This is a genomic window from Curtobacterium sp. MCPF17_002, from assembly GCF_003234115.2.
Lineage (GTDB): Bacteria > Actinomycetota > Actinomycetes > Actinomycetales > Microbacteriaceae > Curtobacterium.
This window is the reverse complement of the sequence record NZ_CP126251.1, coordinates 3,102,775-3,118,648: the sequence shown is the minus strand read 5'-3', so window position 1 is coordinate 3,118,648 and position 15,874 is coordinate 3,102,775. Positions and strand designations below refer to the sequence as shown.

Below are 15,874 nucleotides of genomic sequence, written 5' to 3'. Positions count from 1 at the left end.
GCGTGGCGCAGGTCGGCCGAGCTGCCGAGCCGGTCAGGCGAGCCGGGTGGACAGCTGTGCGGCGAGCTCGTCGCTCGAACGTGCCGGCAGCGCGCAGACCCGGTCGTGGCAGACGTAGCCGGCGGGGTCGAGCGCGTCGCGGGCCTCGAACAGCTCGAACCCGGCCTCGGCCCACGCCGTCGCCTGCACCGGGGTCACCACGGCGACGACGGTGCCCGGCCGTCGTGCCCCGCGCACGGCGGCGCGGAGGGGGTCCGCCGGGTCGGACGCCACGACGACGACCTCGCGCGACGGACGCTGGAGTGCGAGCGCGACGCCGAGTGCGTCGGCGTGGCCGAGCGGGCGCTCGGTGCCGGTCGCGGCCCGGTCCGCGACGAGGCGCGCGGCAGCGGCCCGGTACGACGCGTCGCCGGTGAGTGCTGCGAGGGTCGCCGACGCCGCCGCGAGCGCCACCGTCCCCGACCGCAGGGCCGTCTGCGGCTGCTCGCCCGTTGCCGTACCGGCAGCGGCGAGCACCGGGTCGACGTCGAACCGTCCGGCCAGGCCGTCGTCGATCAGGGAGCGGGCGACCACGGCGTGACGCACCGAACCGGTCACGAGGGCCAGTTCGAGCAGTCCCTCGGCGAGGAGCCCGACGTCCTCGATGGTCGGCGGCGCCGTCGACGCCCCGCGCGACGTGCTCGACCGCACCGTCACGTGGCCGTCCACCACGTGCGCGGCGAGCAGTGCGTCCGCCGCGCCTCGTGCGAGCTCGAGCATCTCGGCGTCGCCGTACCGAGCGCCGGCGATCGCGAGTCCGCGGATCGCGAGTCCGTTCCAGCCGGTGAGCACCTGGTCGTCGAGCGGCGGCGGATCGAGCCGCGCACGCTCGTCGAGCGGCAGCCGGTACCACTCGCCCTCGACACGTCGGCCGTCGATCGTCGACTCGCTGTCCTGCGCCGCGACGAACGCGCCGTCCTCGCGGCGGAGCGTGTCCCGCAGGAAGTCCGCGATGCCGCGGGCCTGTTCGGCGCCGGCGACCGCCAGGAGTCCGGCGTTGTCGTAGAGCATGCGCTCGTAGTGCGGGACGGTCCAGTCGCGTCGGGTCGCGTACCGGAACACGCCGCCGTCGGCGTCGGTCAGTTCCGAGGCCCGGATCGCGTGCAGGGACCGGTCGAGCAGTCCGGCCGCCTGGTCGGCGGTGTCCGTGCCGTCGCCGTCGCCCTCGCCCTCGCCGTCCCCGTCGCCGTCGCCGTCGCTGTCTCCGTCCGCGGCGACGTCGGCGAGGAACTCGAGCAGCGGCGCGCTGGGGAACTTCGGTGCGCCACCGAAACCCCCGTAGGTGGTGTCCTCTGCTCGCGCGAGCTGGTCGGTGACGGCCCGGATGCTGTCGACCGCCGGGAGGCGCGGCTCATCTCCGCCACCGTCGGCAACCGAACGGGCAGTCGCGTCCGCCTCCGCCCCCTGCCGGATCGCCGTCGCGATGGCGCTCGCGTTCGCGTCCACCTCGTGCCGGCGGTCCTTCCACGCGTCGAGGACCGCGCCGGTGATCTGCCGGAACGACGGCACCTGCGCCACCGGGGCGGGCGGGAAGTACGTCCCGGCGAAGAACACGTGGCCGTCCGGGGTGAGGAACGTCGTCAGCGGCCAGCCGAGCTGCTGGGTGAACGCGCTCGCCGAGGCCATCAAGCTGGCGTCCACGTCCGGGCGTTCTTCGCGGTCGACCTTCACGGCGACGAACTCCTGACGGAGGAGCGCACCGACCTCGGGGTCGGCGAAGCTCTCACGCGCCATCACGTGGCACCAGTGGCAGGTGGCGTACCCGACCGAGACCATGACCGGAACGTCCCGCTCCCGCGCTTCGGCGAACGCGTCCGGCCCCCACTCGCGCCAGTCCACCGGGTTGTCGGCGTGCAGACGCAGGTACGGGCTGACCGAGGCGCCGAGTCGGTTGTCGTTCATGGCTCCAGCGTGCCCGTCGGCCGCTGGGCAGGAGCGTCGGGAGCCGGATCCGTGGAGAACGCGGCCGTTCTCCACAGCCTCAGCCGGGGATCCACCCCGTCAGGAACGCGAGCCGACGCGCGATCTCGGCGGGGCTCTGGTCGTCGGTGTCCACCCGGGTGACCGTGTCCGCGGTGGCCGAGTCGAGCCTCCAGGCCGTCCGTGTGCTGTGCGCGAGCTGGTCTGCCGGGACGGCACCGCCTGCTCGTCTCGTGAGGCGTTCCGCGGTCACGTCGTCATCGGCGCGGAGGAGCACCACGGTCACCGCAGGATCGTCGCCCATCGCGGCGGCGAGACGCTCGTGCTCGAGCACCGACACCGTGTTCGTGTAGACCAGCCGGTGGTGTCCGAGCTCCCGGTACCCGGCCCACATCGCCGCGAGGTTCCGTTCGGCGAGGCGCGCCTCCGGGTGCTCGACGTGCGGTGCCGGGTGCGCCAGGTCGAGCAGGTCGCCCTCGATCACCGCGTGCCGGACGTCGGCCGTGACGAGCAGGTCGTGCAGGGCCTCGGCCGCGGTGGACTTCCCCACACCGGAGCGGCCCCCGATGAAGAGGACCTCGGAGCGGGGCACGCGATCAGCCCAGACCGAGCGAGAGCAGCGCGAGGGCGGCGTCCTCGGGGCCGTAGTCGAACATGCGGTCCCAGAACGGGTCCTCCGCCCACGGCACGTCGCCGTCGACGGGCACGGCGTGCGCGGTCTCGACGAGCCAGTCGAGCTCGGGGACGACCGCCGCAGCGAAGGACGGCGGCTCCCAGCCCAACGCCCGGGCCGCGGAGGTGTCGAGCACGAAGGGTGACGGGGACGACCACGGGGTGGCGCCGACGAAGTCGGGAGCTTCCTCGTCGAGCAGGACCTCGTCGAACGGGTGGTCGAGGTGCCCGGCGATCGTCCGGACGATCTCGAGGGCGGACGGTGCCGAATCGTCCGCGACGTTGAGGATGCGACGGTCCGGGCTGTCCGCCAGCAGCCGCACGAGCGACCCGATGCCACTGGCCGCAGTGGTGTGGTCGACCCCGCGACCCCGGTCCGCGAGCAGGATCCGCTCGCGACCGTCGAGCACCCGGCGCACCACGAACCACTCCCGGGGCCGGCCGGTGCCGACGCCGTGGACCTTCGACGGACGGAGCACCGTGACCGGGGCACCGTGGTCGAGGAGGACCTGCTCGGCGGCGACCTTCGCGGCGCCGTAGCCGTCACGGCTCGTCGGGTCGCCGTCGGCCGCGGTCACGGTGGGCTGCAGCTCGGTGACCGCGCCGCCGAACACCGGCTTGTCGGTCGAGTTCGCGTGCCGCCCCTGCTCGTCGACGTACACGGCCTTCGACGACACGAACACCGTGGACCCGACGTCGTCGAGGAACGGTCGGAGCTGCACGGCGTCGTCGCGCGTCAGGCCGACGGTGTCGACGAGCAGGTCGGCGCCGGGGCGGAGGAGGTCCCGGAGCACGGAGGTGTCCCGGCGGTCACCGGGGACGAACGTCGCACCCGCCGCCGTCAGGGCGTCCGCGACCGGGCCACCGCGGCGGGCGAGGACGTCGATCTCCCAGTCGTCGCCGCCGCGGCCCGATGCGTGCAGGAGTTCACGAGCGACGGCCGAACCGATCCCGCCGGTACCGCCGAGGATGACCGCGCGTCTGGTGCTCATGGGTGCAACGGTAGCCGTGCGGGGTGCTCGCGCCGTGCGGTCGCTGCCGTCGCGTCGGCCGAGCCCTCAGGAGGCCAGCGCCTCCGGCTCGTGACGCCACCAGTCCACGAGGGATCCGTCGTAGACGCGGACCTTCTCGTGCCCGAGCACCGTCAGCGCCAGGGCGTCGACGCACGCGGCGCTCCCCACCCCGCAGTACGTCACGATCTCGTCGGCGTCGATCACCGCCGAGAACGCGGCAGCGAGGTCCGGGCCGCGCAGGTACGCGTTCGTGTCCGGGTTCACGATCGTGTCCACCGCGATGGTCGTGCTGCCCGGGACGATCGGCGGGTGCTCGGTGCCGAGAGCGGCGGCGGGCGCAGCCAGGACGAGCGCTGCCGGCTGCTCGCCCGTGACGGCGCGACGGACGCGTTCGTGGTCGGCCCACAGCGGACGCTCTTCGCCCGCGAGGAACCCCCGCTGCGTCGTCGCGGAGTTCCGCAGGGCGCCGACACGGACCGGGCGCCCCTCGTCGCGCCACTTCGTGAAGCCGCCGTCGAGGACCGCGACGGAGTCGAAGCCGAACGAGCGGAAGATCCACCACAGTCGCGCCGACCACTCGCCGAGGCTGTCGTCGTAGACCACCACGGTCGAGGTGTTCGTCACACCGAGGTCGCGCGCGGCGGCCTCGAACCGCTCGGCGCCGGGGCGGGTGAACGGCACGTCGGCGTCCGGCGTGGAGAAGGCCCGAGCGAGGTCGGCGTAGCGGGCACCCGGCACGTGACCGCCCTGTTCGTAGCTGTCCTGCGCGGTGTGCCACATCGTGCCGAGGCCGGTTCCCTCCGTGTGCACAGAGGCGTCGAGCACGACGAGCTCGTCAGCACCGAGGTGGTCTGCGAGCCACTGCGTCGACACGAGCGGCGAGGTCAGGACGGGGGCCATGTGGCTCAGGCTAAACGGGACCGCTGACGGGGGCGAGGGAAACGGACACACTGCGCAACGGGGGCGGCTTCCGTCGTGCCGGATTCGGGGCGGCGCGGCGGGCGGCGGGCGGCGGCGGCGCGGCGGCGGCGGGTGGCGGCGGGCGGCGGCGGGCGGCGGTGCGGACGGAGTCGGCGCGGCGGGCGGCGGGCGGCGGTGCGGACGGAGTCGGCGCGGCGGGCGGCGGGCGGTGCGGACTCGGAACGACATCGTGGTCGTCGTGCGACGTCGGTGTTGTCGCGCGCTCCCGCCCGCAACATCGCGCGCGTGCAGGGAGCGACATCCCACGCGTCGATCGACACGCGGGATGTCGGATCGTGCCCACGCATTGGGTGTGTGTGCATCCAACGACATCCCACGTGACGATCAACCGGTGGAGTGTCGAAACGTGCGTGTACATGTTTCGACAGGCAGCAGGCAGCAGGCAGCAGGCAGCAGGCAGCAGGCAGCAGGCAGCAGGCAGCAGCCAGCAGGCGGCAGGCCGCAGGCGGCGGGCAGGGCGCGGCGCGGCGGCAGCGGACGCAGAACGGCCCGCCCCGGGAAGCCGGGACGGGCCGTTCGTGCGCACGGGTAGTGCGGGCGTCAGTGCGCGGCGGTCGGGATGCTCCCGGTCGTCGCGGCGCCGGCGTGTGCGAGCTTGTCGAGCCGCACCTTCTGCCGGTTGATGAGCAGCCCGCCGGCCAGGGCGACCAGGACGAGCACGCCCGCCGAGATCCCGAAGGCCACGTGGTACCCGTCGAGGACGGCCTGCGCCTGCTGCAGCTTCGTGGGCGCCGCCGACAGTCCGGAGAGGCTGTTCTTCACGACGTCGGCGAAGATCGTCGACAGCAGCGCCGTGCCGATCGAACCACCGATCTGCTGCATGGTGTTCACCGTCGCCGAGGCCACGCCGGCGTCGGCACGGGCCACACCGGTCGTCGCGGTGTTCATCGCGGACGAGAAGATCGTCCCCATGCCGAGGCCGATCACGATCAGCGCGGGCAGGACAGTGCCGGCGTACGAGCTGTCGAGGTCGGTGCGGAGGAGCAGCAGCAGCCCGATCGCCGCCACCAGGCCACCGGCGAAGATGAGCACCTTCGGGCCGACGCGGGGGAGCAGGCGACCACCGATCTGCGTCGCCGAGATCATGATCGACAGCGGCATCGGCAGGAACGCCAGACCGGTCTGCAGCGAGGAGAACCCGAGGGTCTGCTCGAGGTAGTAGGTCAGGAACAGGAAGATGCCGAACATGCCGATCGCGACGAGGCCGATCGCGATGAACGAACCACCGCGGTCACGGTCGAGCACGACCCGGAGCGGCAGCAGCGGGTGCGCGACGCGGGTCTCGATGAACACGAACGCCGCGATGAGCACGACGCCCGCCGCGAGCATCGCGATGGTGACGGGGGAGTCCCAGCCGTTGGTCTCGGCGTTCGAGAAGCCGTAGACGACCCCGACCAGACCGGCGGTGATCGTGATGACGCCGGCGACGTCGATGCGCGGACGGTCGACCTTCGGCGGCTTCTCCATGAAGACCAGCGCGCCGATCACGCCGAGCACGGCGAAGACGACGTTGACGTAGAGGCACCAGCGCCACGACGCGTACTCGGTCAGCACGCCGCCGAGGAGCAGGCCGATCGCCGCACCCGAGCCGGCGATGGACCCGAAGATGCCGAACGCGCGACCGCGCTCCTTCGGGTCGCGGAAGGTCGTGGTGAGCATGCCGAGCGCGGACGGGGCGAGCAGCGCGCCGAACACACCCTGCAGCGCACGGGCCGCGACGAGCAGGCCGAACGAGTCCGCCAGACCGCCGAGCACCGATGCGACCGCGAAGCCGACGAGCCCGATGATGAAGGTGTTCTTGCGACCGAAGAGGTCACCGAGCCGGCCGCCGAGCAGGAGCAGCGAACCGAACGCGAGCGAGTACGCCGTGACGATCCACTGGCGCTGGTCGGTGCCGAACCCGAGGTCCGCCTGGGCGGAGGGCAGCGCGATGTTCACGATGGTCGCGTCGAGCACCACCATCAGCTGCGCGAGGGCGATGACCGCCAGGGCGATCCAGCGGTGGTTGGGCTTGGCGGGAGTGGAGCCGGAAGTGGAGCCGGAAGTCGTGGGTGCTGCCCCGGTGGGGGTCGGCACGGTCTGTTCTGCCGTCACGGCAGCCTCCTTCGAGAAGGTGGAGGGAGGAGCGCGCACCGTCGGGCGTCCTCAGGGAGGGGGAGTAACTGGATGCGACGCATCCGTTTGCGATCAGTGTAGACCGAAACGGAAGGTCTGCATCCACTTATTCCCAGAAAGTTCAACTACGTTCGATCCCGTGAGCACCACCGACTCCGTTGAACTCGAACGCCCCCTCCGTGCGGACGCCGCCCGCAACCGCGAGCTCATCCTGCAGACGGCCCGCAAGTGCTTCGCCGAGCGCGGGCTGTCCGTCACGCTCAACGACATCGCGCACGAGGCCGGGGTCGGCGTGGGGACCGTCTACCGGCGGTTCGCCGACAAGGACTCCCTGATCGAGGCGCTCCTCGCCACCAAGTTCGAGGCGATGAACGACGCGGCTGCCCGCGCGGCGGAGGAGACCGATGCCCGACAGGCGCTCCGGGTGTACCTGATGGGCGTGTTCGAGTTCCGTGCCCGCGACCGGGCGCTCGCGGACGCCATCGTGCGCGCCGGGAAGGCTCGTCCCTCGATCGTGCAGGAGCGCGACCGACTCGAGTCGCAGGTGACCGAGATCATCGGTCGTGCACGCGCCGCCGGGGTGGTCCGGGTGGGGTTCGACTACCGCGACCTCCCGATGCTCACCTCGATGGTCGGCGCCGTCGCGGACACCACCCGCGCGCACGACCCGAACGCGTGGCGCCGCTACGCCGAGGTCGTCATCGAGGGCGTCCTGCCCAGCGACGCCGGGGCGCCGATGCTCGGCGAACCGCTCGACCGCGAGTCGATCGAACGCGCGATGCACGCGCAGTCCTGACCACCGCTCTCGACCCGACCACCTGCGGACCGGAGGCCCGTGGCGGGGACGACCCGCGCCTCCAGGCCGGTGACCGATGCCCTCCAGCGAGACGCGAGACGCGAGACGCGCGACGCGAGACGCAAGACGCGAAACTGCCCTACAGCCAGCTCGGCACCCAGTAGTGCGACCGGATGAAGTCCCACGGCATCTGGATGCCGGTCCACAGCGGGAACCAGTACGCCGACGCGAGCACCACCACGACCAGGTACACGCCGACCCAGACGATCGCCCGGGTCCTCCGCGGGCGCGGGTCCGTCCGTGACCCGAGCACGAGCCCGATCGCCGCCGCCAGGGCCATCACCATGAAGGGCTCGAACGCGATCGTGTAGAACTGGAAGACCGTCCGGTTCACGTAGAGCAGCCACGGCAGGTACCCCGCCGCGATGCCCATCAGGACGAAGGCGTACTCCCACCGTCGGCGCATGATCCAGAGCACGAGCAGCGCCACGGTCGCGATCACCGCCGCGTACCAGATGAACGGGTTCGCGATGCCGGTGATCGCCTCACCGCAGCGGGTGGCCGTGCAGCCGTCCTGCCCGGCGTCCGTGCCGACGTAGTACATCGACGTCGGACGCTGCATGACGAGCCAGAGCAGCGGGTTCGCCTGGTACGAGTGCGGGGTGTGCAGCCCGATGTTGAACCCGTAGATCTCGCTCTGGTAGTGCCACCAGTTCTGCAGGCTGTCCGGCACCCACGAGAGCACGCCGGTCCACCGCTGCCCGCCGGATGCGATCCAGTCGCGGTCCCAGCCGTCCTTCGACACGAACCACCCGGTCCACGACGCCAGGTACGTCACGGCGGCGACCGGCACGGTGAGGAGGAACGACACCGGCCCTTGCTGCAGCCACGCGCTCGAGGACCAGAACTCCACCCCGGCGCGCTTCCGCAGCATCATGTCGGTGAGCACGGAGTACACCGCGAAGAACGCGAGGAAGTACATGCCGGACCACTTCGTCGCCGTCGCGAGTCCGAGCGCCAGGCCCATCGCGACCAGCCACGGCCGCCACCAGATCACGGGTCCCCAGAGGGTGTCCCGGCCCGCCGCGGTCCGCCGCGCCACCCACGCGTCCAACCGGCGTTCCGTCCACCGCCGGTCGAGCAGCAGCGCCCCGAAGCCGAGGACGACGAAGAACGTCAGGATGCCGTCGAGCAGCGTCACCCGGGACATCACGATCGCCTGCCCGTCGACGGCGAGCAGGAAGCCGGCCAGCGTCCCGATGAGCGTCGAACGGAAGAGCGACCGGGCGATCACGGCCGTGAGGAAGACCGTCGCGATGCCGAGCACGGCGACGGCGAAGCGCCAGCCGGTGGAGTCGTCCGCGCCGAACAGCAGCATGCCGAGGCCGATGAGGTACTTGCCGAGCGGCGGGTGCGCGATGAACTCGGCGGCGCTCGTGTAGATGTCGGTCTGCCCGTCGGCGAACCGCTGGTCCGTCGTCGGCAGGGAGTCGTCGTTCGGGTTCCCCGGCCAGGTGCCCTCGTACCCGAGGTGCACGATCGACCAGCCGTCCTTGACGTAGTACGTCTCGTCGAACACCAGGGAGTGCGGGTGGCCGAGGTTCACGAGGCGCAGCACCGCGGCCAGCAGGGTCACCGCGAGCGGCCCGGCCCAGCGCCAGGCGGCGACCCGCCACCCGACCGACAGGACACGTCCCCACCAGGCGTCGAGGCGGGAGCCGACCGGCCCGTCGGGGACGGCGGTGCGGTCGTCGGTCAGCTCGGTGGTCATCGGCAGCATCCTACGGATCTGCGGTCGGTGCCCGCTGCGACCACAATGGGGTGGTGATCGTCCTCGCAGCAACGCCCATCGGCAACCTCGGCGATGCCTCGCGGCGTCTGGTCGAGACCCTCTCCAACGCGAGCGTCGTCGCAGCGGAGGACACCCGCACCGCGATCCACCTCATGCGCGCGCTCGGCATCGAGAACCGTCCGCGGCTCATCGCGCTGCACGAGCACAACGAACGGGCGAAGGCGGCCGAGGTCGTGGAGCTCGCTCGGGACGAGGACGTGGTGGTCCTCACCGACGCCGGGATGCCGGCGATCAGCGACCCCGGGTTCCCGCTCGTCGAGGCCGCAGCCGCAGCCGGGGTGACCGTCACGGCGCTCCCCGGGCCCTCCGCGGTGCTCATGGCGCTCGCCGTGTCCGGCCTGCCGACGGACCGGTTCAGCTTCGAGGGCTTCCCGACCCGCAAGTCGGGTGAGCGGAAGCGCCTCTTCGCGTCGCTCGCCGGCGAGCAGCGCACGATGGTGTTCTTCGAGTCGCCGCACCGGCTGGCCGACACGCTCTCGGACATGGCCGCCGGTTTCGGCGCCGATCGGCGAGCGGTGGTCTGCCGTGAGCTCACGAAGCTCTACGAGGAGGTCCGTCGGGGCTCCCTCACCGAGTTGGCCGCCTGGGCGTCCGACGGCGTGCGCGGCGAGATCTGCATCGTCGTCGAGGGGTCGTCCGGCTCGGAGGACGTCGCCTCGATCGAGGACGGCGTCCGGCTCGTGCTCGAGCGGGTCGCCGCCGGCTCCCGCATGAAGGAAGCGGCGGCGGCCGTCGCGGACGCGACGGGACTGTCGAAACGCGACCTGTACGAAGGCGCGCTGGCAGCCCGGTAGACGGTGCTGACTGCGGCCTGGAGGCGCGGTGCGGGCCCGCCACGCGCCTCCAGGCCGGTTCTCCACAGGCCGCGCGCGGGGCGCGTCATGCGACCCCGGCGCGCCCGTAGGATGGTCCGCATGTCCGACGGCTCCTCGTTCAGCATCACCACGCCGATCTTCTACGTGAACGACGTGCCCCACATCGGGCACGCCTACACCGAGGTCGCCGCGGACGTCCTCGCGCGCTGGCACCGCCAGCGCGGCGACGACACGTGGCTCCTCACCGGCACCGACGAGCACGGGCAGAAGATCCTGCGCACCGCCTCCGCGAACGAGGTCACCCCGAAGGAGTGGGCGGACCGTCTCGTGACCGAGGCCTGGAAGCCGCTCCTCGACACGGTCGACGTGGCGAACGACGACTTCATCCGCACCACCGACGAGCGCCACGAGCGCGGCGTGACGGCGTTCCTGCAGAAGCTGTACGACGACGGCTTCATCTACGCCGGCGAGTTCGAGGGCTTCTACTGCGTGGGCTGCGAGGAGTACAAGCAGCCGAGCGACCTCGTGCCCGGCACCGGAGCGTACGAGGGCCAGCAGGTCTGCGCGATCCACTCGATCCCGGTCGAGGTGCTGTCCGAGCGCAACTACTTCTTCCGGATGTCCGACTTCGAGCAGCGCCTGCTCGACCTCTACGAGTCGAACCCGCAGTTCATCCAGCCCGAGAGCGTCCGCAACGAGATCGTCTCCTTCGTGAAGCAGGGCCTCCGCGACCTGTCGATCTCGCGGTCGAGCTTCGACTGGGGCATCAAGATCCCGTGGGACAGCGACCACGTCCTGTACGTCTGGTTCGACGCGCTGCTCAACTACGTCACGGCCCTCGGCTACGGCAGCGACGACGACGAGGCCTTCCAGCGCCTCTGGCCGAGCGTGCACATCGTCGGCAAGGACATCGCCCGCTTCCACGCCGTGATCTGGCCGGCCATGCTCATGGCCGCCGGACTCCCCGTGCCGAAGCGCGTGTTCGGCCACGGCTGGCTCCTCGTCGGCGGCGAGAAGATGTCGAAGTCGAAGCTCACCGGCATCGCGCCGTCGGAGATCACCGACACGTTCGGGTCGGACGCGTTCCGCTACTACTTCCTCCGCGCGATCACGTTCGGGCAGGACGGCAACTTCAGCTGGGAGGACATCTCCGCCCGCTACCAGGCCGAGCTCGCGAACGGGTTCGGCAACCTGGCGTCCCGCATCGTCGCGATGGTCAACCGCTACTTCGACGGCGCCGTGCCGGAACGTGGCGCGTTGACCGCCGCCGACGAAGCGATCGACGCGCTCGCGCAGTCGGTGACGACCCGCGCCGACGCCGCCATCGCGGAGTTCGCGCCGCACGACGCGATCGCCACGGTCTGGGATCTCGTCGACGCCCTGAACGGGTACATCACCGAGCAGGAGCCGTGGGCCCTGGCGAAGGACGACGCGAAGCGCGAGCGTCTCGCGACCGTGCTCGTCACCGCGCTCCGCGGTCTCGGCACCGTCGCGGTCCTCGTCTCCCCGGTGATGCCCAAGGCGACCGAGAAGCTCTGGGCGTCGATCGGTGCCGGCGGATCCATCGCGGAGCAGCGCGTCGACCGTGCCTGGGAGTGGCAGGGCGCCTCGACCGTCGTCGCACTCGAGAGCGGGCTCTTCCCGCGCATCGAGCAGGCGGAGCAGGGCGCAGCGTGACCGACGCGGGTGCGCACGTCCGGTCGCGGGGCGACGGTTCGTCGAGTGGCTCCACGCGCGACCTGACCTACCCGCCGCTGCCCGAGGCGCTCGTCGTGCCCGTGTACGACAACCACACGCACATGGAGATCGCCGACGGCGTCGGTGACGGCGGCGACGGACCGCTCGAGTACCGCGAACACCTCGGCCGCGCTTCGAGCGTCGGCGTCCGTGGTGTCGTGCAGGTCGGTACCGACCTCGCCACCTCCAAGTGGTCGGCGGCGATCGCCGCTCGTGAACCCCGTGTGCTGGCGGCCGTCGCGCTGCACCCGAACGAAGCGCCGTCGCTGCACGAGCAGGGGCTCCTCGACGAGCACCTCGCCGGTATCGAAGCGCTCGCGGGGCTGCCCCGGGTCCGCGCGATCGGGGAGACCGGGCTCGACTTCTTCCGCACCGGCGAAGACGGCCGCGACGCGCAGATCCGCTCCTTCGAGGAACACATCCGCATCGCGAAGGAGCACGACCTCGCGCTGACCATCCACGACCGTGACGCGCACGACGCCGTGGTCGAGGTCCTCGACCGTGTCGGCGCTCCCGCGAAGACGGTGTTCCACTGCTTCTCCGGTGGCCCCGACCTCGCCCGGCTCTGCGCCGAGCGCGGCTGGTACATGTCCTTCGCCGGAACGGTCACGTTCAAGAACGCGCAGCTGCTCCGCGACGCCCTGCTCGTCGCGCCCCGGCACCTGATCATGGTGGAGACCGACGCGCCGTTCCTCACGCCGACGCCGTTCCGCGGCCGGCCGAACGCGCCGTACCTCCTCCCGCTCACCCTGCGGTCGATGGCGGACACCCTCGGCACCGACGCGTCGATGCTCGCCGCCCAGATCGCCTCGAACACCGAACTCGTCTACGGGGCCTGGGACGCCGAACCGGTCACGGTGGGCGAGTAGTCGTGGGCACCCTGCTCGGCCCGGCGGAGATCCGGGACCTCGCAGCCAAGCTCGACGTCACCCCGACGAAGAAGCTCGGCCAGAACTTCGTGCACGACGCCAACACCGTGCGGCGCATCGTCGCGTCTGGCCGGGTCACGGCCGAGTCGAAGGTGCTCGAGATCGGCCCCGGACTCGGATCGCTGACCCTCGGGCTGACCGAGACCGGCGCGTCCGTCACCGCGGTGGAGATCGACGGCCGGCTCGCGGCGCAGCTGCCCGCGACGGTCGCGGCCATGCAGCCCGCCGCGCGGCTCGAGGTCGTCCACCAGGACGCCCTCGCCCTGACCGCCGGTGACCTCCGGGAAGCACCGACCCACGTCATCGCCAACCTGCCCTACAACGTCTCCGTGCCCGTGCTGCTGCACCTGCTCGCGACCTTCCCGTCGATCGAACGGGCGCTCGTGATGGTGCAGGCCGAGGTCGGGTACCGCATCGCGGCCGACCCGGGCAGCAAGGTCTACGGCTCGCCCAGCGTGAAGGCCGCCTGGTACGGCTCGTGGTCGATCGCCGGGCAGGTCAGCCGGCAGGTGTTCTGGCCCGTGCCGAACGTCGACAGCGTGCTCGTCGGCTTCGACCGGCACGAGCCCCTGGGTGACGAACAGCTCCGGGCGCAGGTGTTCGCCCTCGTCGACGGCGCGTTCCAGCAGCGGCGGAAGATGCTCCGTCAGAGCCTGTCGGGCGTGCTCGGCAGCAGCACCCGCGCGTCGGAGCTGCTGACCGCGGCCGGAGTCGACCCGACGGCACGTGGTGAGATGCTCAGCGCGGACGACTTCGTGCGGCTCGGCCGGACCGTCCTCGACGCTGCGGAGTAGCCACAGCGGGCTCCTCGCTGGTTCGCCAGTGTCCGGGGCGCTGGAAGCCGGTCGGCAGCAGCGTCAGGTCGTCGCCCCGAGCGCCGTTGACCTGCATCTGCGTGAGGAACACCGCGCCGCGCAGGTCGGTGCCGCGGAGGTCTGCGTCGCGGAGGTCCACGCCGAGCAGGTCGCAGCCCTCCAGTGCCGCACCGCGGAGGTCGGCGGCGATCGCCAGGCTCCCGCGGAGCGTCCGGCCGCGGAGGTCAGCGCCCCGCAGGTCGGCGCCGACCAGGTCCGAACCGGCCAGGTCCGGGCCGGGCCGAAGCCTGCGATCGGGCGCTCCGTCGGGTGCTCCGACGGGCATGCCCGCACGGGCGATCTCGCTCGCTTCGAGCAGGAGCGGCCGGGCGCGGTCGTACTCGGCGTCGACGTCCAGCGTCGCGAGTTCCTCCGGCGTCCCGTCACTGAGTCTGCGGACCCGCTCGAAGGCCTCCACCCACCGGGTGGTGTCGCCGTCCACTCCCTGTCGCTGCCCTCGTCGCTGCCGCTGCCCTCGTCGCTCGGGCGCCCGTCCGGCGAGCGTCACGGCCTCGTCGAGGTACCGGAGCAGGTCGTGCAGTCGGCGCACGATCGGGAACGTGGCGAACATCGACCGCTGCGTCTCGGCGTCGTCGCGCCACGACCGGCCGGCGAACGTGTGCTGGGACACCTTCTGACCGGCTCCGGAGCAGTCGAACACCGTGCACCCGGCGAAGCCGCGCTCGCGCAGGTGCGGGTGGATCCGGCACCCGTCGGCGTCGTCGAGGTTCGTGCAGGGGTCGCCGGCGTCCTTGTCGAACGGGAAGTCGGCGGACTTCGCGAACGCCAGGGCGACGCAGCACAGCCCGAAGCAGTTCGCGCAGTCGGCGCCGAGGTCCTCGCGGCGTCCGAGGGCCACTCGTGTCCGTGTCATCGGTTCAGTGCTCCTCTGGGACTTCCTCAGCTCGGGACTGTCGTGTGCATTGGCTCCGTGGCCGCTCTCCTGTCGTCGGACGCCAGCGACACCCGGAGCGCGTACGAGGCACTGGATGACCATGACACAACCACGGCGCGCTGACGCGGATGAGCCCTTCGTGCCGCGCCGCTCCACCGAACTCGAGACGGCGGCGATCCTGGCTCGGACTCCGCCACCGCAGGGACCTACGATGACGGCATGACCGACGGGACGGTGCGATCGCACTCGCAGGGGATGGCCGCCGACCGCGTCCTCGCCGCCACGGGCCGATCGCCCGACGACTGGTACGAGCGCATGGACGCGGTGAGCGGACGGACCATCGGCCACGCCGCGATCGCCGCATGGCTCATCGAGCAGGGTGTCGAGCCGTGGTGGGCGCAGGGCGTGACGATCGGGTACGAGCAGGCACGCGGGCTCCGGATCCCGGGTCAGCGGTCGGACGGCTCGTTCGCAGTGTCGGCCTCGCGTCAGGTGCCGGGTGAGCGCGAAGCGGTGCTCGACGTGATCGTCCCCCAGTGCACGGCCGCGTTCGGGTTCGCTCCGACGTCCGAGTCCCGCGGCGGCAAGCGGCCGTCGGCGCGGTGGACCTTCCCCGATCGAGAATCAGTGCTGCTCAACACCGAGGACGGCTCCCGGGCGGACACCGTGCGGATCTCCGTGCAGCGCGAGCGACTCACCGGCCCGGAGCGGATGTCCGACGCGAAGGCCGAACTGCAGGGGCTGCTGGCCGGTCTCCGGCAATAGGCTCGCGGGATGGCAGGTCCTCGCGCACGGCCCGGTCTCGTGGTGGCGGCCGTCTTCCTCGTTGGTGGCGTGGTCGTCAGCGCCGCTGCCGTGCTCGCCGTCCTCGGGGGTCGCGGGAACGACGTCGCATGGGTGTCGCTCGTGCTCGGCCTGCTGCTGATCGGATGGGCACTGGCGTTCCAGCGACTCGCGGACACCGACACCGACGGCGACCCCCTCCGCCCGACCCGCCTCCTGTCGACCGGGCTCGCCATGGCCGCCGCGTACGTCGTCGTCCGCCTCGTCGGTCGGCCGGTCGACAGTGCCGTCTTCGGGGCGCTCGTCCTCGCGGCGTGGACCGTCGTCCATCGTCTCCTCGACCGGCGTGTCCGACGCCGGAGGGCCGAGGGCGCCGGGGACGCCGCCGGTCCCGCCGCCGACTGACCGGGGTCCGTCACCGTCGCACAACGCAAGTGCGCCCGAACCACGTCGACACGTGGTTCGGGCGCACT

At 71.9% G+C, this 15,874-nt stretch carries 14 protein-coding genes; 7 read left to right on the top strand and 7 right to left on the bottom strand.

All coding sequences use genetic code 11. The features are described from left to right. Nucleotides 1-33: 33 nt before the first annotated feature. From DEJ28_RS14570 to DEJ28_RS14550, 5 genes are all read right to left on the bottom strand, one after another. Nucleotides 34-1,941 carry a thioredoxin domain-containing protein gene (locus tag DEJ28_RS14570; protein ID WP_111117493.1) on the bottom strand — a complete coding sequence of 636 codons (1,908 nt, stop codon included), beginning with the start codon at nt 1,939-1,941 and terminating at the stop codon, nt 34-36. Between the two features lie 79 nt (nt 1,942-2,020). Continuing rightward, complete coding sequence (locus DEJ28_RS14565; protein ID WP_111117494.1) at nt 2,021-2,551, bottom strand: AAA family ATPase; 531 nt, start codon at nt 2,549-2,551, stop codon at nt 2,021-2,023. Nucleotides 2,552-2,555: 4 nt separating this feature from the next. Beyond that, complete coding sequence (locus DEJ28_RS14560; RefSeq protein ID WP_111117495.1) at nt 2,556-3,623, bottom strand: NAD-dependent epimerase/dehydratase family protein; 1,068 nt, start codon at nt 3,621-3,623, stop codon at nt 2,556-2,558. Nucleotides 3,624-3,689: 66 nt separating this feature from the next. Then, complete coding sequence (locus tag DEJ28_RS14555) at nt 3,690-4,544, bottom strand: sulfurtransferase (RefSeq protein WP_181433884.1); 855 nt, start codon at nt 4,542-4,544, stop codon at nt 3,690-3,692. 621 nt (nt 4,545-5,165) lie between these two features. Next, nucleotides 5,166-6,719: an MFS transporter gene (locus tag DEJ28_RS14550; RefSeq protein ID WP_181433885.1), complete on the bottom strand. Its 1,554-nt coding sequence runs from the start codon at nt 6,717-6,719 to the stop codon at nt 5,166-5,168. Nucleotides 6,720-6,879: 160 nt separating this feature from the next. On the opposite strand from DEJ28_RS14550, the gene DEJ28_RS14545 reads away from it, so the two are divergent. After that, nucleotides 6,880-7,536, top strand: a complete 657-nt coding sequence (locus DEJ28_RS14545) for a TetR/AcrR family transcriptional regulator (RefSeq protein ID WP_181433886.1) — start codon at nt 6,880-6,882, stop codon at nt 7,534-7,536. A 139-nt stretch (nt 7,537-7,675) separates the two neighbouring features. Here DEJ28_RS14545 and DEJ28_RS14540 read toward each other — a convergent pair whose 3' ends face one another. Then, on the bottom strand, nt 7,676-9,307 hold the full coding sequence (locus tag DEJ28_RS14540; RefSeq protein WP_111117510.1) for a dolichyl-phosphate-mannose--protein mannosyltransferase: 1,632 nt from the start codon (nt 9,305-9,307) through the stop codon (nt 7,676-7,678). 53 nt (nt 9,308-9,360) lie between these two features. On the opposite strand from DEJ28_RS14540, the gene rsmI reads away from it, so the two are divergent. The 4 genes from rsmI to rsmA all read left to right on the top strand — a co-directional run bounded on the left by rsmI (nt 9,361) and on the right by rsmA (nt 13,663). Continuing rightward, nucleotides 9,361-10,182, top strand: coding sequence for a 16S rRNA (cytidine(1402)-2'-O)-methyltransferase (gene rsmI, locus DEJ28_RS14535; protein WP_111117509.1), 822 nt, complete (start codon nt 9,361-9,363; stop codon nt 10,180-10,182). A 120-nt stretch (nt 10,183-10,302) separates the two neighbouring features. Beyond that, a complete protein-coding gene (gene metG / locus DEJ28_RS14530) occupies nt 10,303-11,880 on the top strand; it encodes a methionine--tRNA ligase (RefSeq protein WP_111117498.1) in 1,578 nt (525 codons plus the stop codon). Beyond that, nucleotides 11,877-12,809, top strand: a complete 933-nt coding sequence (locus tag DEJ28_RS14525; RefSeq protein ID WP_111117499.1) for a TatD family hydrolase — start codon at nt 11,877-11,879, stop codon at nt 12,807-12,809. The genes metG and DEJ28_RS14525 overlap by 4 nt, the downstream gene beginning before the upstream one ends. A 2-nt stretch (nt 12,810-12,811) precedes the next feature. Continuing rightward, entirely contained in the window at nt 12,812-13,663 is an 852-nt protein-coding gene (rsmA, locus tag DEJ28_RS14520; RefSeq protein ID WP_111117500.1) for a 16S rRNA (adenine(1518)-N(6)/adenine(1519)-N(6))-dimethyltransferase RsmA, read from the top strand. On the opposite strand, the gene DEJ28_RS14515 is transcribed toward rsmA, so the two are convergent. Further along, entirely contained in the window at nt 13,608-14,597 is a 990-nt protein-coding gene (locus DEJ28_RS14515; protein ID WP_111117501.1) for a pentapeptide repeat-containing protein, read from the bottom strand. The genes rsmA and DEJ28_RS14515 overlap by 56 nt on opposite strands. A 240-nt stretch (nt 14,598-14,837) precedes the next feature. On the opposite strand from DEJ28_RS14515, the gene DEJ28_RS14510 reads away from it, so the two are divergent. Beyond that, a complete protein-coding gene (locus DEJ28_RS14510) occupies nt 14,838-15,383 on the top strand; it encodes a hypothetical protein (RefSeq protein ID WP_111117502.1) in 546 nt (181 codons plus the stop codon). Nucleotides 15,384-15,392: 9 nt separating this feature from the next. Then, nucleotides 15,393-15,806 carry a hypothetical protein gene (locus DEJ28_RS14505; protein WP_146248948.1) on the top strand — a complete coding sequence of 138 codons (414 nt, stop codon included), beginning with the start codon at nt 15,393-15,395 and terminating at the stop codon, nt 15,804-15,806. Nucleotides 15,807-15,874 lie beyond the last annotated feature (68 nt).